At 60.4% G+C, this 18,669-nt stretch carries 12 protein-coding genes; 4 read left to right on the top strand and 8 right to left on the bottom strand.

The window, feature by feature from the left end; genetic code table 11:
• Positions 1–14: 14 nt before the first annotated feature.
• Positions 15–2,219, bottom strand: a complete 2,205-nt coding sequence (locus tag ACA052_RS25885) for an OsmC domain/YcaO domain-containing protein (protein ID WP_497647386.1) — start codon at positions 2,217–2,219, stop codon at positions 15–17.
• Between the two features lie 139 nt (positions 2,220–2,358).
• On the bottom strand, positions 2,359–2,913 hold the full coding sequence (locus ACA052_RS25880) for a cysteine hydrolase family protein (RefSeq protein WP_497647385.1): 555 nt from the start codon (positions 2,911–2,913) through the stop codon (positions 2,359–2,361).
• A gap of 101 nt (positions 2,914–3,014) precedes the next feature.
• Here ACA052_RS25880 and ACA052_RS25875 point away from each other — a divergent pair, with 101 nt between their 5' ends.
• The 3 genes from ACA052_RS25875 (at position 3,015) to ACA052_RS25865 (ending at position 6,171) form a co-directional block, all read left to right on the top strand.
• Entirely contained in the window at positions 3,015–4,010 is a 996-nt protein-coding gene (locus ACA052_RS25875; protein WP_497647384.1) for a GlxA family transcriptional regulator, read from the top strand.
• A gap of 303 nt (positions 4,011–4,313) precedes the next feature.
• Complete coding sequence (locus tag ACA052_RS25870; RefSeq protein WP_497647383.1) at positions 4,314–5,423, top strand: DUF3182 family protein; 1,110 nt, start codon at positions 4,314–4,316, stop codon at positions 5,421–5,423.
• Positions 5,413–6,171, top strand: coding sequence for an alpha/beta hydrolase family protein (locus tag ACA052_RS25865; RefSeq protein WP_497647382.1), 759 nt, complete (start codon positions 5,413–5,415; stop codon positions 6,169–6,171). Before ACA052_RS25870 ends, ACA052_RS25865 begins: the two co-directional genes overlap by 11 nt.
• A gap of 84 nt (positions 6,172–6,255) precedes the next feature.
• Here the strand turns inward: ACA052_RS25865 and ACA052_RS25860 are convergent, their stop codons facing one another.
• From ACA052_RS25860 to ACA052_RS25840, 5 genes are all read right to left on the bottom strand, one after another.
• Entirely contained in the window at positions 6,256–7,242 is a 987-nt protein-coding gene (locus ACA052_RS25860; protein WP_497647381.1) for a lysylphosphatidylglycerol synthase domain-containing protein, read from the bottom strand.
• On the bottom strand, positions 7,239–8,525 hold the full coding sequence (clsB, locus tag ACA052_RS25855; RefSeq protein WP_497647380.1) for a cardiolipin synthase ClsB: 1,287 nt from the start codon (positions 8,523–8,525) through the stop codon (positions 7,239–7,241). Before clsB ends, ACA052_RS25860 begins: the two co-directional genes overlap by 4 nt.
• The gene (locus ACA052_RS25850; protein ID WP_497647379.1) at positions 8,522–9,319 is read right to left on the bottom strand and encodes an endonuclease/exonuclease/phosphatase family protein; all 798 of its coding nucleotides are present in this window, start codon (positions 9,317–9,319) and stop codon (positions 8,522–8,524) included. Before ACA052_RS25850 ends, clsB begins: the two co-directional genes overlap by 4 nt.
• Entirely contained in the window at positions 9,316–10,242 is a 927-nt protein-coding gene (locus tag ACA052_RS25845; RefSeq protein ID WP_497647378.1) for a DUF72 domain-containing protein, read from the bottom strand. Before ACA052_RS25845 ends, ACA052_RS25850 begins: the two co-directional genes overlap by 4 nt.
• Positions 10,243–10,454: 212 nt before the next feature.
• On the bottom strand, positions 10,455–11,657 hold the full coding sequence (locus tag ACA052_RS25840) for an MFS transporter (RefSeq protein ID WP_497647377.1): 1,203 nt from the start codon (positions 11,655–11,657) through the stop codon (positions 10,455–10,457).
• Between the two features lie 288 nt (positions 11,658–11,945).
• On the opposite strand from ACA052_RS25840, the gene ACA052_RS25835 reads away from it, so the two are divergent.
• Positions 11,946–14,072, top strand: a complete 2,127-nt coding sequence (locus ACA052_RS25835) for a mechanosensitive ion channel family protein (RefSeq protein ID WP_497647376.1) — start codon at positions 11,946–11,948, stop codon at positions 14,070–14,072.
• 135 nt (positions 14,073–14,207) lie between these two features.
• Here the strand turns inward: ACA052_RS25835 and ACA052_RS25830 are convergent, their stop codons facing one another.
• On the bottom strand, positions 14,208–18,524 hold the full coding sequence (locus tag ACA052_RS25830; RefSeq protein ID WP_497647375.1) for a DNA glycosylase AlkZ-like family protein: 4,317 nt from the start codon (positions 18,522–18,524) through the stop codon (positions 14,208–14,210).
• Between the last annotated feature and the right edge of the window lie 145 nt (positions 18,525–18,669).

The raw sequence follows: 18,669 nt of genomic DNA, 5'->3' as shown, positions 1-18,669 counted from the left end.
TTTTGTTAGCGCGGTTAACTGGACAACGTGGTCACATTGGCTCGTGCCGAGTGCAGCTTCTTGTAGCTATCGATCAGGCGCAGGTGTCTATCGAGCCCCTCCAGTTTCATGCTCGTAGGCGTCAACCCATGGAAGCGTACGCTGCCGTCCACCGAGCCGATCGCTGCATCCATCCGCTCGTTGCCAAACATCCGGCGGAAATTGGCCTCGAAGTCTTCCAGTTCCAGGTCTTCGTCCAGCTTCATCTCCAGCACCACATTGACGGCCTGGTAGAACAAGCCACGCTCAACCGTGTTGTCGTTGTACTGCAGGAACATTTCCACCGCCTCCTTCGCCTCTTCAACTTGCTGCAAGGCGAGATAAATCAGCAGCTTCAACTCCAGGATCGTCAGCTGACCCCAAGCCGTATTGTCGTCAAATTCGATGCCGATCAAGCTGGTGATGTCGGTGTAGTCATCCAGCTCACTTTCCACCAGACGCTCAACCAGCGCTTGCAGTTCGTCTTCGTCCAGGCGGTGCAGGTTCAGGATATCGGCGCGGAAGAACAGCGCTTTGTTGGTGTTATCCCAGATCAGATCGTCTACCGGATAAATTTCCGAATAGTCCGGCACCAGAATGCGGCAGGCCTTCGCGCCGATATGCTCGTAGACCGCCATGTACACTTCCTTGCCCATGCCTTTGAGAATGCCGAACAAGGTCGCGGCTTCCTCGGCATTCGAGTTTTCACCCTGGCCGGAGAAGTCCCATTCCACGAATTCGTAATCCGATTTGGAACTGAAGAAGCGCCACGACACCACACCGCTGGAGTCGATAAAGTGCTCGACGAAGTTATTCGGCTCGGTCACCGCATGACCTTCAAAGGTCGGCTGGGGCAAGTCGTTGAGGCCTTCGAAGCTGCGGCCCTGGAGCAATTCGGTCAGGCTGCGTTCCAGTGCCACTTCCAGGCTCGGGTGCGCGCCGAACGAGGCGAAGACACCACCGGTACGCGGGTTCATCAAGGTGACGCACATCACCGGAAATTCACCCCCCAGGGATGCATCTTTCACCAGTACGGGGAACCCTTGCTCTTCCAGCGCCTGAATACCGGCCAGTATCCCGGGGTACTTCGCCAGTACGTCGGCCGGCACATCTGGCAGTGCAAATTCACCTTCGATGATTTCGCGTTTTACCGCGCGCTCGAAGATCTCTGACAGACACTGCACCTGGGCTTCGGCCAACGTATTACCAGCGCTCATGCCGTTGCTCAGGTACAGGTTTTCAATCAGGTTGGACGGGAAGTACACCACCTCGCCGTCCGACTGGCGCACGTAGGGCAGTGAGCAGATGCCGCGCTCTTCATTGCCCGAGTTGGTATCGATCAGATGGGAGCCGCGCAGTTCGCCGTCGCGGTTGTAAATCTTCAGGCAGTACTCGTCAAGAATTTCGGTCGGCAGCGCGTCTTTGCGGCCAGGCTTGAACCAGCGCTCGTCCGGGTAATGCACAAACGGCGCATTGGCGATGTCTTCGCCCCAGAACTGATCGTTGTAGAAGAAGTTGCAGTTGAGTCGCTCGATAAACTCGCCCAACGCCGACGCCAACGCGCCTTCCTTGGTCGCACCCTTGCCGTTGGTAAAGCACATCGGCGAGTGCGCATCGCGAATATGCAGCGACCACACATTGGGCACGATATTGCGCCACGAGGCGATTTCAATCTTCATGCCCAGGTCCGCCAGAATGGCCGACATGTTGGCGATGGTTTGCTCCAGCGGCAGGTCCTTGCCCGCGATATAGGTGTGCGCCTCTGAGCTAGACGCAGGCATCAATAGCGCCTGGGCATCGGCGTCGAGGTTTTCCACTTCTTCGATCACAAACTCAGGCCCGGCTTGCACCACTTTCTTCACGGTGCAACGGTCGATCGAGCGCAGGATGCCCTGGCGGTCCTTGTCGGAGATGTCCGCCGGCAACTCGACCTGGATCTTGAAAATCTGGTTGTAGCGGTTTTCCGGATCAACAATGTTGTTCTGCGACAGGCGGATGTTTTCAGTGGGAATACTGCGAGTGTCGCAGTACAACTTCACAAAATAAGCCGCACACAACGCCGACGATGCCAGGAAGTAGTCGAACGGGCCCGGTGCCGAGCCATCGCCCTTGTAGCGGATAGGTTGATCGGCCACCACTGTGAAGTCATCGAACTTGGCTTCAAGCCGAAGGTTGTCGAGAAAGTTGACCTTGATTTCCATGGGGGATTACCAGAATAACGGGCTAGTCGATTTGGCCGCCATTATCCGGCTTTTCGGCCGTAAGTCTCAGAAAAAAGGCCAGTCACGTGCGCGCACGACTGGCCTTCCTTGTTTCGAGCACCCGACGCCGAAGCGTTGATCAGTGACGCGCCGCCAGGAACTCGTCAGTGGACACCACGCTTGCATAGGCAAAACCCAGGGCCGACATGAAGGCGGCGTGAACGTGAGCGGCCGGGACGGTGACGCCGTTAAACTCCAGGTCACGAGAGGCACAGGCGTCGTGAATCACCGTGACCGTGTAGCCAAAGTCAGCCGCAGCGCGAGTGATGCCATCGACGCACATGTGGCTCATGCTGCCCACGACGACCAACTCCTTGATTTCTTGTTCGTCGAGGATCGATTTCAGCTCGGTTTCGCGGAACGAGTTGACGAAGTGCTTGAGCACCACCGGTTCGTTGGGCCGGTTGAGGACTTTGGGGTGCAACTTCGCGCCTTCGGAACCTGGCGTGAAGAACGGTGCAGAGTCGGAAGTGAACTCGTGGCGGATGTGTACCACCGAATCCCCGGCGTCACGAAAGGCTGAAAGCAGACGGACGGCGTTGTCGGCGGCGGCATCGGCGCCGACCAGCGGCCACTTGCCTTGCGGGAAGTAGTCGTTTTGGATATCGACTACGATGAGTGCTTGCTTGGCCATGACTGTTTCCTCGAAGTGCTTGTTGGTGTGGAATGAAGTATCGGGGCTGGCGGGCCACTCGAGGATTGGCCGCACCGACAATAGAAGGGGGAAAACTGACAATGAGCGTAGACAGGGCAATCGCCGAACTCGGTGTGCTGATTTACCCAGGCGCGCAGATGGCGGCGGTGCATGGGCTGACTGACTTGTTCGGGGTGGCCAACCGGATTGCCGCCGAACATCAGGCCGCACACTTGCCGCTATTGCGGATCAGTCACTGGCAGGTCAATGGCGATCAGATGCCGGAGCGTGTTTTCGACAGCCATCCCGCGCCAGACGGTGGACGGGTGGCGGTGTTGATTCCGCCGTCGATTGCCGGATTCTCCGAAGGCCAGGCGCCGCAAGGTTTGCTTCGCTGGATTCGTCAGCAACACGCGCAAGGCGCGACGCTGGGCGGCGTCTGCGTGGGGTCGATACTGTTGGCCGAAAGCGGTCTGCTCGACGGGCGCAGCGCCACCACCCACTGGACATCGGCCAAGGCGTTTGCCGAGCGGTACCCGGCGATCAAGCTCAAGGCCGATGCACCCATCGTCGATGACGGCGACCTGATCACGACGGCCGGATTGATGGCCTGGTCGGAGCTGGGCCTGCGTTTGGTGGACCGTCTGCTAGGACCGAGTATTGCCACCGGCACCGCGCGGTTTCTGGTGGTGGAGCACAGCGACAGTGCGAGCGAATGTGGCAGTAACTTTGCACCGATTCTCAGCCATGGCGACGCGTCGATTCTCAAGGTCCAACACTGGCTGCAAAGCACCGGAGCGACCGACGTGTCGCTGGCCGCGATGGCCGAGCGAGCAGGATTGGAGGAGCGCACCTTCCTGCGCCGATTCCGTGCGGCGACCGGGCTTAAACCCACTGAATACTGCCAGCACCTGCGAGTGGGCAAGGCGCGGGAAATGCTCGAGTTCACCAACGGCACCATTGATCACATCGCCTGGACCGTGGGGTACCAGGACCCGAGCGCGTTTCGCGCGACGTTCAAGAAGATTACCGGGCTGGCGCCGAGTGATTACCGGACGCGGTTTGGGGTGATGCCGACGGCCACCATTGCCCGGTAGCGAATTCAACACAGTTCAAAATGTGGGAGCGGGCTTGCTCGCGAAAGCTATGTGTCAGTCACATCAATGCTGGATGTGCCGCCGCTTTCGCGAGCAAGCCCGCTCCCACATTCAAAACGGTGTAGGGCTTGAGTCGTGCAAAATGCCGGACTGCCAAGGGCTGTCGTGCAGAATAAGACAGGCGCGGAGCCATCATGTTTTTCGCAAGCGGCTGATTCGAAAGCTGTTTCACTTAGCCTCCGCTTGGCCTGATCTCTGCACCCTATCAACTACACTCATCAAGCGCAGATTGAAGGGGGACGCATGACCCCAGCAAACCGCAAGAAACTGGTTGTCGCACATTCGGTGCGTGGTGAGGCTCCGCTGCACGAAATTGAAACCAATCGCGCGCTGGCCCGTTGGCTGGCGCAAATAGTTGGCCTCAAATACGGCGGCAGTTACGACCCCGAGCTTCACAGTGGCCGTGACCTGTATTTCTTACCAACCCAGACGCTGGTGGGTGCTGCCGCCGCACGCCAGTTGGGCGTCAAGGGCCCGGAGGATTTGTGGGGTGGTTACGTCGACCATGATTTCATCTGCACCAAGGCCATCAGCCACGGCTTGCGCAATAAAAACGCTTTCGCCCCGGAAGGCTGGTCACCGTTGTTTTCCGAACGGGTGCGCGATGTGGTGCTGGACGGTCTCAGTGTGTTCTCCCTGGACGATGCGCGGCCCGCCGCAGAACACTTGCTCTACAACGGCCCAATCCGCATCAAGCCAATTCATGCCTGCGCCGGTCGCGGTCAGGAAGTGATTCAGAGCCTCGACCAGTTCGACGCCATACTCGCCAAGCCAGATGCCAAAGCGCTGTTCACCGAAGGCGTGGTGTTGGAACAGGACCTGGAGCAAGTAATTACCCACAGCGTTGGCCAGAGCTTTATCGGCGACAAGGTGCTGAGTTACTGCGGTGACCAGTACTTGACCGAGGATGCCCATGGCGAGCAGGTTTATGGAGGTTCCAATCTGCTGGTCGTGCAGGGCAGCTACGACGATTTGCTCAAGCTGGAGCTGGCCGAAGACGTGCGTCTGGCGATCCGCCAGGCGCAAGTGTTCGACCGTGCGGCGGATGAGGCCTATCCCGGTTTTTATGCCTCGCGACGCAATTACGATATTGCCCAAGGCCTGGACAATAACGGCAAACAGCGCAGCGGTGTGCTTGAACAGTCCTGGCGCATGGGCGGTGCCAGCAGCGCTGAAGTCGCCGCCTTGCAGAGCTTCGTCAACGATCCGGCAATGCGCGCGATTCGCGTGTCTTCGGTGGAAACCTACATCGATCAGCCGCTGCCGGTGGACGCCATTGAGGTGTACCGCGGGCCGGCCGAAAACAGTGACTTTCTTCTCAAGTACGTAACGGTCAAATCCTATGACGGCTAGAAGCGAAACCATTCAGATCGATATCGACGATGAACAGATGATCGGGACGTTTCTCAGTCCCAAATCGAAAGTCCCCGGAGTGTTGTTCGTGCACGGCTGGGGTGGCAGTCAGGAACGGGACCTGGAGCGGGCCAAGGGCATCGCCGGACTTGGTTGTGTGTGCCTGACCTTCGATTTGCGCGGGCACACGGGTGGCACAGGTATTCCGTTGTCCAGGGTTACACGTGAAGACAACCTGCGCGATTTGCTCGCCGCCTACGACCGACTGCTTGCGCATCCGGCGCTCGACACCTCCGCCATAGCAGTGGTCGGCACCAGTTATGGCGGTTACCTGGCGTCGATTTTGACCACGTTACGCCCTGTGCGCTGGTTGGCGCTGCGGGTGCCGGCGTTGTATCGCGACGATTTGTGGCACACGCCAAAACGTGAGTTGGACAAGGCTGACTTGCGCGATTACCGCAGCACGCTGATCCGCGCCGACAGTAATCGTGCGCTGCATGCGTGTTCGCAATTCACCGGGGATGTGCTGCTGGTGGAGTCCGAGACTGACGATTATGTGCCCCACGCGACCATCATGAGTTATCGCGCGGCGTGCCAGCAGACGCATTCGCTGACTCACCGCATTATCGATGGCGCCGATCACGCGTTGACCGAACCGGTTTCACAACAGGCGTATACCTCGATCCTGGTGGACTGGATTACCGAGATGGTCGTCGGGGAGCGGTTGAGCATTATTCAATCATCGTAGAAAAGATCGCAGCCTGCGGCAGCTCCTACAGAGGCATTCATTGTAGGAGCTGCCGCAGGCTGCGATCTTTTGATCTGTTATAAATCATCTGGGCTTCTTCGATATCCGCAGCGACTTCGCCTTGGCCTCCACCACCAAATACATCACCAGCGTAATCAACAACGGCAAAATAAAATAAATCGCCCGATACGCCAGCAACCCCGCTACCAGACTCCCCCGCGAAACTTCATGTTGCAGCAGTGCCACGAACACGGCCTCCAGCACCCCAAGCCCGGCAGGAATGTGTGTGATTACTCCGGCGATGGCGCTGATCAGCAGCACCCCCAGCACCAGTGGATAATCCAGCTTGCTCGGCAGCAAAGTGAAAATCACCGCCGCCATCAACGACCAGTTCAGCGCCCCGAGAGCCAGTTGCAGAACCGCCATGCGCAGCGACGGCAGGTTGATTTCCACCCCGCGAATCGCCCACTCCCGACGCTTGGAAAACCGACACGCCGCCAGATACCCCGCGCTGATCGCCAACAGCAACACACCCACACCTTGTAGTGCATCGCTGCTCAGCTTCCATCCCGGCGGCATTCGCACCAGCCCGCTGCTGAAGACCGTGCCGGCAATCACCATGTAGCCAAACCAGTTCGTCGCCAGGCTCAGGCCGAGAATCTTCGCGATGTTGCTTTTGCTCACGCCCAATCGTGAATACAACCGATAGCGCATGGCAATACCGCCCACCCACGCGCTCAAATTGAGGTTGAAGGCGTAGCTGATAATCCCCACCGGCAGGATCTGTTTCCACGTCAGGTCCTGGCGAATGTAAGTACGGCCGATCAGGTCGAAACAGGCGTAGACCAGAAAACTCACCAAAGTCAGCCCCGACGCGATGATCAGCGTGCGCACTTTGAAATCGGCGAGGGTATCGAACACCTCGTTCCATTCAATGCGCTCGGCGAGCATCGCGAACAACACAATCAAGGCCAGGAAAAACAGCATCGTCAGCGGTTTTTTCCAGCGGCTCCAGCGAGATTTGTTCGGGCTGTGGGCATGGGCAGCAGGCTGCGCTTCAGAGTGGCTCATCGGATGTCACTCCCGGCGGAATGGGCGAAAGGTTGCAGGCGCGGTTTATGTGCAGGCAGCCAACCGGCCCAGGCGGGGAAATGTCGCAGGAAGTGAAACACCAGAAAGCCAACCGTCATGTGCCAGACCCGGCCGCGCGGGGATTTGTCCGCCGACATGGCCTTGCAGTGGTTGTTGCTCAACGTTTCGAGACGCTCGAACAGCTCGCGATTGAAGGCTCGGTCGCGGATCAACACGTTAGCCTCCAGGTTCATCGACAGGCTCAACGGGTCGAGATTGCTCGAGCCGACGGTGCACCAATCCTCATCCACCAGCGCCACTTTGCCGTGCAGCGGACGCTCGCAATATTCGTGAATCTGCACGCCGGACTTGAGCAGGTAGTCGTAGGTCATGCGCGCCGCCAGTTTCGCGACCAGCATGTCCGGCTGACCTTGCAGGATCAGCCGCACATCGACGCCACGGCGGGCAGCGTTGCGGATCTCGCGCAACAGTCGATAACCGGGAAAGAAATAAGCGTTGGCGATGACCACCCGACGCTGGGCGCTGCGCAGCACTTGTCGATACACCTCTTCGATATCAGTTTGATGATCACCGTTGTCGCGGTACACCAGCCGAACCTGGCCGTCGTGATCGCTGAACGCCAACTCTGAACGTCGCTGCCGACGGCGTTGCCACCAATACTTGGCGCGCGCCGGACGGCCACTTTGCAGCAACGCGAAATGATGAATGTCGGCCACCGCCGGGCCTTGCACTTCAACGGAATAATCCTGTTTCGCCTCGGGACCGAAGTCGGCCAAATGGTCGGCGGAAAAGTTGATCCCGCCAACAAAGGCAATCGTGCCGTCGACCACCACGATCTTGCGGTGCAGGCGCCGGAACCAGTTCGTGCGGATGCCGAGATGCTTCGGTGCCGGATCAAATATCTGGATGTGTACGCCGGCCTCGCTCAACGCCGCGAGATACCCGGTCGTCAATTCGCCACAGCCAAAACCGTCGAGACTGGCGGTGACCCGCACGCCACGTTGCGCCGCTTCGATCAGTACTTGCTGCAGCTCGTTGCCGACCTTGTCCTCGAACACAATGAACGTTTCCAGAAGGATTTCGCTCTTGGCCTGACGCATGGCCTCGAACACCCTCGGGAAATACGCTTCGCCGTTTTCCAGCAGTTCCACGCGGTTGTTGCCTTGCCAGCCATATTCGACGTCGGCCACGCCAGGTTTACGGACCGGTGGGGTGGTAGATAAGTGTTCAACGGCGGCTTTTTCAATCGGAGCGCTGCTCATAGCTCGATCTCCACCGATAGCGGTGCGTGGTCGGAAAGGTGTGACCAGGGCCGTGCTGCCAGCACTTGAGGACGGCTGGCCTTTAGGTTGCGCACGTAGATGCGGTCCAGGCGCAACGCCGGCATTCGCGCTGGAAAACTGCGCGCCGGTTTGCCGTGGTGCTCGGCAAACACTTCGCGCAAACCACAAGGCTTGAGCAGGGCATCGGCGCGCTGGCGCCAGTCGTTGAAGTCGCCGGCAACGATGACTGGCGCGTCGTTCGGCAGCTCCTCAAGGCGTTGAACCAGCAGCTTGAGCTGTTCAGTCCGGTGGGTTTCACGCAGGCCCAGATGGACACAGATCGCATGCACTTGCGGTCCGTCACCCGGCAAGCGCAGCACGCAATGCAGGAGTCCACGATTCTCGTGGCCGCTGATGGACACGTCGAGGTTGTCGTGGCGAATGATCTGGAATTTCGACAGCAGCGCGTTGCCGTGATCGCCCTCGGGGTACACCGCGTTACGCCCGTAGGCAAACTGGGGCCATAGCGTGTCGGCGAGGAATTCGTACTGCGGGATAGTGGGCCAGTTGCTGTAGCGCTGGGGATGATGTTCGTGGGTGCCGTGGACCTCCTGCAAAAACACCACGTCGGCGGAAACACTGCGCACCGCTTCGCGGAGTTCCGGCAGGATGAAACGCCGGTTGAGGGCGGTAAAACCCTTGTGGGTGTTGACGGTCAGCACGGTGAAACGACGCACGGTGGCGAGGGTTGACGGCTGGTCGTCGGTGGCGCCGAGCTGCTCGGATATGTTCATGGCAGCACGCCTTCGGCAGCAGGTTCGCCGGGGGCCGTGGCCAGGTCTTTGTCGAGGTGGAAATGCTCGAGCAAACGGCGAGCATCGAAAGGCGCGCGGACTTTGATGTCGTTATCGAAGTAACAGAACACCTCGCGGGACTTGCGCGCCTGGGGCTTTTGCCGAGGGGCGATCAATTGTGGGTCGGCGGGTTGCTTGCCGTGACTCCACGCGTCGATCCGATCACCCCAGCGATCCAGCGCTTCGGGTGTGTAACCGCTGGCGTAGAGTTCTTCGGCGCCGTGCAAGCGCAAGTAGACAAAATCACTGGTGAGGTCTTCGCGATACGGCCATTTTCCGGCAGTGTCGGCGATGACCAACGCCACCTTGTAACGTTTGAGCAGGCGGATGAATGTCGGGTCGACGAAGGTCTCGTTCCTGATTTCAACAGCATGGCGCAACGGCTTTTTTTTGTAAGCCTTCATGCTCGCGTGACCGTGCAGGTGTGAATCATGCTGGCGGGCGAGGGCGGCGGCTTGCTGGGTGTCATGGGGCAGTTGCTTGAGGAAGCTTTCGAACAGCTCAGCGTCGAATTTGAAGTTGGGCGGAAACTGCCAAAGAATCGGCCCGAGTTTCTCCCTGAGCTCCAGGACCCCGGAGGCAAAGAAATTCGCCAAGGGCTGATGAATGTCGCGCAGGCGTCGGATGTGGGTAATGAAACGTGGAGCTTTGACGCTGAAGACGAAGTCCGCCGGGGTTTCGGCATACCACTGGGCGTAACGTTCGGGGCGTTGAAGGGCGTAAAACGATCCATTGATTTCGATGCTGTTGACCGCCCGCGACGCGAATTGCAATTCGCGCTTCTGGGTCAGCCCCTTTGGGTAGAAACCCCCTCTCCAGGGCGTGTAGCGCCAACCTGAAATACCGATGTGAATCGCCGCCATGTCGCCTCCCGTCTAGTGGTCCTCGGATGTCCCCGGTCTTTTGATGACTGCCGGGCACGCGAGAAAGTTTCGACGGGACTACGGACGGTTAAACCGATCCTGCAGATGCTGGGTTTCTGTAGGAGCTGCCGAAGGCTGCGATCTTTTGATCTTGATCTTGCCGGGATCGATGAAGATCAAAAGATCGCAGCCTGCGGCAGCTCCTACAAGGATTAATGGCTGGCGACGGTGCGGGTCGAGCCTTCGGCGCAGGTCGGGCCGAGGCGATCAAGGCGACCACTCCAGGCCGTCAACGCCAGCGCCACCAACACCACCAGACCACCAATCCACGCGGTGTGAATCAGGCCCAGGTGAGCGACGATCAGCCCACCGCCCCACGCGCCGCCGGCAATGCCGAGGTTAAACGCGGCGATGTTCAGGCCGGACGCTACGTCCACCGCATGCGGCGTGTGATGTTCGGCCTGACGCACCACATACACCTGCAACCCCGGCACGTTGCCGAACGCGACCGCACCCCAGACCAGCACGGTGGCCAGGGCCAACCATGGATTGCCAGCGGTAAAGGTCAGCACGAACAATACGGCAGCGAGCAGGGCGAAAATGATTTTCAGCGCGCTGATCGGGCCGCGCTTGTCGGCCAGTTTGCCGCCCCAGATGTTACCGACCGCCACCGAGATGCCGTAGACCAGCAACACCAGGCTGACAGTGCTGGCGCTGAAGCCGGAGATGTCCTGAAGAATCGGTGCGAGGAACGTGAAGGCAATGAACGAGCCGCCGTAGCCCACCGCCGTCATGGCATAGACCAGCAACAGCCGCGGTTGCTTGAGCACCTGCAATTGCTGCAACAGCGAGGCCGGCTTGCTGTGGGCAATGTTTTTCGGCACGTAGATCAGGCTGCCGATAAAGGCGATGACGCCCAGCGCAGACACCGCGAGGAATGTTTCACGCCAGCCGAAATGCTGACCGATGAACGTCCCCAATGGCACACCGGTGACCAGGGCGACGGTCAGCCCGGTGAACATGATCGCAATCGCACTGGCGGATTTTTCCTTTGGCACCAGGCTGGTGGCGATGGTCGAACCAATCGAGAAAAACACCCCGTGGGCCAGGCCGGTGACGATCCGCGCAATGATCAGCGATTCGTAGCTCGGCGCTTTCCATGCCAGCAAGTTGCCGAGGGTGAACAACACCATCAGCGACAACAGCAGCAATTTGCGCGGCACTTTACCCGTCAGGGCGGTCAGCACCGGGGCGCCTACGGCAACACCCAGGGCGTAGAGGCTGACCAGCAGGCCGGCGGACGGCAGGCTGACGCCGAGGTCGGCGCCGATGGTAGGTAACAAGCCGACGATGACGAACTCGGTCGTCCCGATGGCGAAGGCGCTGAGGGTCAGCGCGAGCAAGGCGATGGGCATGGCTGCAACTCCGGTGGGCTGATGTCTGGAGCGCAGTGTCGGAGATTGAGTCGTGCGGAAAAATAGAGGGATGAGCATTTGATATTTGAGCTGTGCGCAAATATGAAAGACTTGGGGATTAAAGGAGATTGCCAAGATCGCAGCCTGCGGCAGCTCCTACATGGAATGCGTTCCCCTGTAGGAGCTGCCGAAGGCTGCGATCTTTTTGAATCCCCGTCGATGTAAAACCGAACTTGCCTACAATGTCCCGATCAGTTTCTTACAGTCTCAATGGCAGGAGCACCGCGTTTGTTCAAGTTTAAAACCGCGCTACTACTGGGGATGTTGCTGATACTGGGCAGCAACGTGCTGCAAGCGGCGATATTGCCGGGGTTGCCGGCCACCACCGTCGCAACGCCACCGGCACACCCCGAACCGCTGGTACAAGGCGGGCTGCTGGGGGCCATCAGTTCGAGCATTGATCAAGTCCAGGGCAAACTCGATCTCAACGAGGACCTGCTCGACGCCTGGCGCCTGCGTGCAGACCGGGCGGCCGATGAGGTGGATCAACTGGTCAATCATCCTTCGGCACGTTCCAGCTGGAGCGTGGCGGGGGATTTCCTGCTGTTGTCCGGCGTGTGGATCGGCACTTTTGCGTTGCTTTGGCTGCTCGGCGGGATGCTGGTCACGCGTCTGTGTCAGCACCGGTTGTTGCTCAGTCGTGAGCGCGGCCAGGCTTTATTGGGCTATGTGTTGCCCTACACGATTCCGGCGCTGATCAGCTTGCCGCTGACGCTGTATGTCAGCCACTTTTTACCCGTGTCCGCCGGCCGGGCGCTGGCGTTGTGTTTCGCCTATGCCACCAGCAGTGGCATTTTCGCCGCGTCGCTGGTGTTGTCGCTGGTGGTGCTGTTCAACGCGGGCCACAAGCGCCGCGCAGTGCAGATTATTCTGCAGCACAGCCCGCGACCGCTGTTTTTGATCGGCTTTCTCGTGGCCCTGAGCGATGCCCTGACCAGCCCACAGATCGCCCGCCAGCTGGGCGGCAATCTCACCAGCAGTATCGCGGTGTTCACCGGGCTGGCGGCGACGATCACCTTCGGCATCCTGGTGCTGCGGATGCGGCGCCCGGTGGCCCATCTGATCCGAATTCTGCCGTTGGCCCAGCGCCTCAGCCAGCCGGCACTGCGTGAAACCCTGCGTATCTTTTCCGGGCTCTGGCACTGGCCGATTTTGTTGATGGTGCTGGTGTCGGTCATCAACCTGATCGGCATCGGCGATGACAATCAGAAAGTGCTGCGCTGTGCGCTGTTCACCACGATTTTGCTGATTGCGACGGTGTTCCTCAGCACCATGCTGCATCACCTGTTCAAATCGCGCAGTGAGACGGCAGCGCGCCGCAGCAGTGCCTACAAAGAGCGCTTCCTCAGTCTTTCGCACGCGTTGCTGCGGATCGCCATGGCGATCGTTTTTATCGATGTCCTGGGGCGGATCTGGGGCGTGTCGCTGTTCGAGTTCGCGGTGAGCAATTCGGTCGGCCGGGCGATCAGTGATTCGCTGAGCCGAATCGGTTTGATTTTCCTGGTGACCTGGATGGTTTGGGTGGTGTTGGACACGGCGATTCAGGAAGCCCTGAAACCGCCCGTCAACAAACGGTCGGCGCGCCAACCGAGTACTCGGGTCAAAACCATTCTGCCGCTGCTGCGCAATGCGATCAAAATCGTTCTGGTGGTGATCTGCGCAATCACCACCATGGCCAATCTGGGCATCAACGTTGCGCCTTTTCTGGCGGGTGCCGGGGTGGTGGGGTTGGCGATCGGTTTCGGTTCCCAGCAACTGGTGCAGGATGTCATCACCGGTTTATTCATCATCATCGAAGACACCCTGTCGATTGGCGATTGGGTGGTCCTTGATTCCGGCCACGCCGGCACAGTCGAAGGCCTGACCATTCGTACCTTGCGCCTGCGTGACGGCAAGGGCTTTGTGCACTCGGTGCCATTCGGCCAGATCAAGGCCGTGACCAATCAATCCAGGCAATTTGCGTATGCGTTCTTCTCGGTGCAGTTCACGTATGACACCGACGTGGACAAGGCCATCGAACTGATCCGCGAAGCCGGGCATTCCATCACGGACGATCCGTTCCTCAAGTACAACTTGCAAGGGCCGCTGGATGTGTTCGGCGTCGACAAAATGGACCTCAACGGCGTGGTGCTGACGGCGCAGTTTCGCACGGTGTCCGGTGGGCAATACGTGGTGAGCAGGGCGTTCAACCAACGATTGAAAAAGCTTGTGGATAACTGTCCTTGGGCGCATTTCGCGCAGACTTATCCACAGCAGGTTTTGTTGGCCAGGCCGCCTGTGGATGAGGCGACGGCGCTGGGGGTGGTGCCGGAGCATTCATCGGTATTGCTGCCGGATCAGCCGCGGACTCAATGATTTGCGGTGGGGCTGCGGGCCCCTTCGCGAGCAAGCCCGCTCCCACAGTTGATCTGTGTTGGAACAGGGTCTTGTGATCGACATAAATCCACTGTGGGAGCGGGCTTGCTCGCGAAGAGGCCAGCCCGGACACCATCAATGCCGGATCAGTTTGGTTTGTAATTCAGCATGATGCTGCTGATCCAGGTCCAGCCAGAAAACCGCCTTGCCGGCAATTTCGGCAGCCGCCGGCAACCCATCGCGATACACCAGCCGATTACTCGCCAATGCCGGCACTTTTACGCCCGGCAAAAGCGTTCCGGCGAGGTTCAGCGGATCGACGCCACACACCGCAATCAAACTCCCGTCATGCGGCCGTCGCCGGACTTCGCGCAGCAACGGAATCGCTTCCGGCAACGCAAACTGCTCACCGGCAAGGCCACTGACAAACCGTCCGCCGCGAATCTCGCCCCGGGCCTCCAGCCGATGAAAGGTGCGGAGCAATTCACGCCAGATCGGCAACCAATCCGCCTCTCGCTCCAACAAGCGCCAGAACACCACGCCATAGCGGCGCAGCAAGGTCATGGCGATGTGTTCCAGCGTGTCGCTTGGTGTGGGGGCCGGCCGCTTGTTATCCACTACCGGCGCCGCAGGGCCGCGCCGCAACAAGGCCCAGCGCCCGGCATCGTCCATCCCGCCGACAAACGCCCCACGCCCGCGTCGGCTGCTATGGGCCTGTCGTTTGCTGGCGGGGGTAATCAACGCGCGCAAACCGGCAAAGCTGTCGGCGTTCACCAGCCCGGCGCCGACCAATTCCTGCAAGGCAATTTCCAACTCCGCGCGCAGCAGATGGGCTTCATGAATCAACTCATCGAAAAACAGCGCACCCTGCTGGCTGAGCGCTTCGAAGACTTTTTGCGTCTTGGGCGACAGTTCGCTGACCGGCGTCTGCTCGGTCAAACTGCTCCACAGCCCGACCTGACTTCGCGGCAACAGCAAAATCGGCGTGCTGCGCAGCGCCGTGCTGGCGCTCTTGTTGCGCGCGGTCAGTCGGGTCCAGACCAGTTTGCCGCTGCGGCACAGATCATCCAGCCAGCTGGCCGAATAGTCTTTGATCCGCGCCGGCAGGATGTCGCTGTCCCAGGCAGATGCGGCAGCGGGATAGCCTTCGAATTGACCGACGATCACCGGCAAAACCGCGCTGCCCTGGCCTTGGGTCGCGCCGGACAGATGCTGCCAGTCAAACAGGAATCGCATGAAATCCTGCAGCGCCACCGGCTCGATTTCCCGCCGCAGACGCTTGACCGTGTAGCGGTGAATCCGCGCCAGCAGATGCCGTTCGCACCACTCTTCCTGATCGGCGCCGGGGGTGAATTGCCCGCGCAGAACATAGCCTTCGTGTTCCAGTCGAGCGAGGGCCTGGGCGACGCGATCCGTTGGTAAACCCAAAGGTTTGGCAATCTCGCTCAGCGGTAGCGGGCCAAATGCACTCAGCCGCGCACGGATCATCTCCAGCGCTGCCTCATCTGGCTCCCAGGCTTCGTCGAAACCCGGCAATGCCTCCAGCGGCGGCCACAGAATCGCCTGTGGATAAACCGCTCGCAGGCACGTCAGGCGTTCAAGCGCGAACCACAGCGATTGCCCGGGCGCCATCTGCAGACGGCTCGCGCGACCGCTCTGGGCAAGGACACCCAGCCACTCAAGCCACTGCGGATTGGCCTGCGCCTCGGTATCGGCGATACACGCCAGGCTCATTAGCGCCTCATGCATTTCATCGACGCCGGTCGGGGTTGGCCAGGCTTCATCGCGCACCGCTTGAATGGCATCGGCATCCAGTGCGCCGAGGTCGTCGGTGGAGTGTGGGTCGGTCCATCGGCGGTTGAGCACGGCTTGAGTCCGGCGTTCCTCCAGCGGTGCATCGTCGAGAAAGGTGTAGGGGCGGGCGCTGAGAATTTCCGCGGCGAGTGGCGAGGGCGCCGGTAAGTCACGGCTGATCAGCCGCACGTCGCCACTTTCCATGCGCCGCAACAACGCCAGCCAACCTTCGCAATCCATCGCCTCATGCAGGCAATCGTCGAGGGTCTGCTCCACCAGCGGATGTTCGGGAATCTCGCGTTCGCCCGCGAGGTTTTCCACGCAGGCGATCTGATCGGGAAACACGCTGGCGATCAGGTCTTCGCTTTTCATCTGCTGGATTTGTGGCGCGACTTTGCGCCCGCCGGTGTAGCGCGGCAATGCCAGGGCGACGCCGGCGTTCCAGCGCCAGCGCACGCCGAACAGCGGCGCATCGAGCACGGCCTGGATCAGCAAGTGTTCGGCGGTGTTGCTGTGCACATAACGCCAAACGTCGTCGAGTTCGAAGCTGTGACTGGTGGACAGCGACAGGACGATGGCATCTTCGCTGGCGGCCGCCTGCAATTCGAAGTTGAACGTGCGGCAGAACCGCTTGCGCAGGGCCAGGCCCCAGGCGCGGTTGATGCGGCTGCCGAACGGGGTGTGGATGATCAACTGAGTGCCGCCGGATTCGTCGAAAAAGCGCTCCATCAGCAGCGTGTCTTGCGAGGGCAGCGCGCCCAATGTCAATCGCGCGCGGGCGAGATAGTCCACCAGTTGTTCGGCGCTGGCGAGGTTCAGTCCGAGGGTCCCGGTCAGCCAGTCGAGCGCGGGTTGCAAGTGGCCGGGTGTGGCGCCGAGCAGCTCATCGAGCTGCGCTTGCAGGCGTGCCACGGCAAACGACAGATCAGCGCTGCGGCCAGGCGCCTCACCGAGCCAGAACGGGATGGTGGGCGGTTGGCCTCGGGCATCCTCGACCCGCACCTTGCCGGTATCGACCCGCAGAATCCGGTAGGACGTATTGCCCAGCTGGAACACATCCCCGGCAATGCTTTCCACTGCGAAGTCTTCGTTGACGCTGCCGATGTTCAGCCCTTGAGGTTCCAGCAGCACGCTGTAGTCGGCGTTGTCCGGGATCGTGCCGCCACTGGTCACGGCGGTCAGTTTGGCGCCCCGACGACCGCGTAGCGTACGCGTCACGGCGTCGCGGTGCAGATACGCGCTGCGAATGCCCTGGCGACCGTTGTAGCCCTCGGCGAGCATGTGCAGCAGCGCCTGATAATGGTGTTCGTCGAGCTCGGCATAAGGTGAGGCGTTGCGGAACATCTCCAGCAGCGCCTGCTCCTGCCATTCCTGACAGCTGACTTCGGCGATGATTTGCTGCGCCAGCACGTCCAGCGGCGCCTTGGGAATCTGCAAGGTGTCGAGTTCGCCCCGGCGCACGCAGTCGAGCAGGGCGGTGCATTCGATCAGGTCGTCGCGGGTGGTGGCGAACAAACGCCCCTTGGGCGTGCCGCCGACCTGGTGCCCGGAGCGGCCGACCCGTTGCAGGAACCCGGCAATCGAGCGCGGCGAGGCTATCTGGCAGACGAGGTCGACGTCGCCAATGTCGATGCCCAGTTCCAGCGATGCGGTGGCGATCAGCACCTGCAACTCGCCGCGCTTGAGCCGCTGTTCGGCGTCGAGGCGAAATTCCTTGGCCAGGCTGCCGTGGTGGGCGGCCACGGCATCCCGGCCGAGGCGTTCGCTCAAATGCCGGCTCAAACGTTCGGCCAGCCGACGGGTGTTGACGAAAATCAGTGTGGTGCGGTGCTCGCGGGCGAGGACGGCGAGGCGATCGTAGACCAGTTCCCAGACATCGTTGGCCATGACAGCTGACAACGGCACCGGTGGCACTTCAATGTCCAGATCCCGCGGGCGGGCGTGGCCGATGTCGATGATTTCGCAGTCACGGTCACGACCGACCAAATAGCGAGACACGGCTTCGATGGGTTTTTGAGTGGCCGAGAGTCCGATCCGCATCAGCGGTTGCGCGCACAGCGCCTGCAAACGTTCGAGGCTCAGGGCCAGGTGGCTCCCGCGTTTGCTGGCGGCGATGGCGTGGATTTCGTCGACGATCACCGTCCGCGTGGTGTGAAGCATTTGCCGGCCGGAGTCGGACCCGAGCAGCACATACAGCGATTCCGGGGTGGTGACCAGAATGTGCGGCGCCGTCTTGCGCATCGCCGAACGTTCTTTTTGCGGTGTATCGCCCGTGCGCACGGCAGTGTTGATCTGCAATTCGGGCAGGCCCATCGCGCGCAATTGTTCAGTGATGCCCGCCAGCGGGTTTTGCAGGTTGATCTGGATGTCGTTGGACAAGGCCTTGAGCGGCGAGACGTAGACCACCAGGGTTTCGTCCGGCAGACCGCCTGCGGTTTCCAGCCCACGATGAACCAGGTCATCGATGACGGCGAGGAACGCGGTGAGGGTTTTGCCGGACCCGGTGGGCGCGGCGATCAGAGTCGAACGGTGTTGGCGGATCAACGGCCACGCCCGGGCCTGGGCGGCGGTGACCGTCGGGAAAGTGTGGCTGAACCAGGCGCTGACGGCGGGGTGGAAGCCTGCCAGGGCCGCGTCCGTGGGGAGGGGCAGATTCATGAAGTAATTTATGCGGGCGGGGTGGGGAAGATGCAAGTACCGCTCAAGACCTTCGCCGCCCTTTCGGGCCTCTTCGCGGGCCAGTAGCAGCACCACAAATCCCGGGCAACTACACTTTACGGATGACGGTTGCGCACTAAACCCG

It is taken from the genome of Pseudomonas sp. LBUM1644 (assembly GCF_059716195.1).
The sequence above is the reverse complement of the archived record's forward strand: the minus strand, read 5'-3'. Positions and strand labels throughout refer to the sequence as shown.

What these genes read in the sequence shown, in the direction of transcription:
- ACA052_RS25885 (WP_497647386.1), bottom strand. Translation starts at nt 2,219, where the DNA reads ATGGAAATCAAGGTCAACTTTCTCGACAACCTTCGGCTTGAAGCCAAG.
- ACA052_RS25880 (WP_497647385.1), bottom strand. Translation starts at nt 2,913, where the DNA reads ATGGCCAAGCAAGCACTCATCGTAGTCGATATCCAAAACGACTACTTC.
- ACA052_RS25875 (WP_497647384.1), top strand. Translation starts at nt 3,015, where the DNA reads ATGAGCGTAGACAGGGCAATCGCCGAACTCGGTGTGCTGATTTACCCA.
- ACA052_RS25870 (WP_497647383.1), top strand. Translation starts at nt 4,314, where the DNA reads ATGACCCCAGCAAACCGCAAGAAACTGGTTGTCGCACATTCGGTGCGT.
- ACA052_RS25865 (WP_497647382.1), top strand. Translation starts at nt 5,413, where the DNA reads ATGACGGCTAGAAGCGAAACCATTCAGATCGATATCGACGATGAACAG.
- ACA052_RS25860 (WP_497647381.1), bottom strand. Translation starts at nt 7,242, where the DNA reads ATGAGCCACTCTGAAGCGCAGCCTGCTGCCCATGCCCACAGCCCGAAC.
- clsB (WP_497647380.1), bottom strand. Translation starts at nt 8,525, where the DNA reads ATGAGCAGCGCTCCGATTGAAAAAGCCGCCGTTGAACACTTATCTACC.
- ACA052_RS25850 (WP_497647379.1), bottom strand. Translation starts at nt 9,319, where the DNA reads ATGAACATATCCGAGCAGCTCGGCGCCACCGACGACCAGCCGTCAACC.
- ACA052_RS25845 (WP_497647378.1), bottom strand. Translation starts at nt 10,242, where the DNA reads ATGGCGGCGATTCACATCGGTATTTCAGGTTGGCGCTACACGCCCTGG.
- ACA052_RS25840 (WP_497647377.1), bottom strand. Translation starts at nt 11,657, where the DNA reads ATGCCCATCGCCTTGCTCGCGCTGACCCTCAGCGCCTTCGCCATCGGG.
- ACA052_RS25830 (WP_497647375.1), bottom strand. Translation starts at nt 18,524, where the DNA reads ATGAATCTGCCCCTCCCCACGGACGCGGCCCTGGCAGGCTTCCACCCC.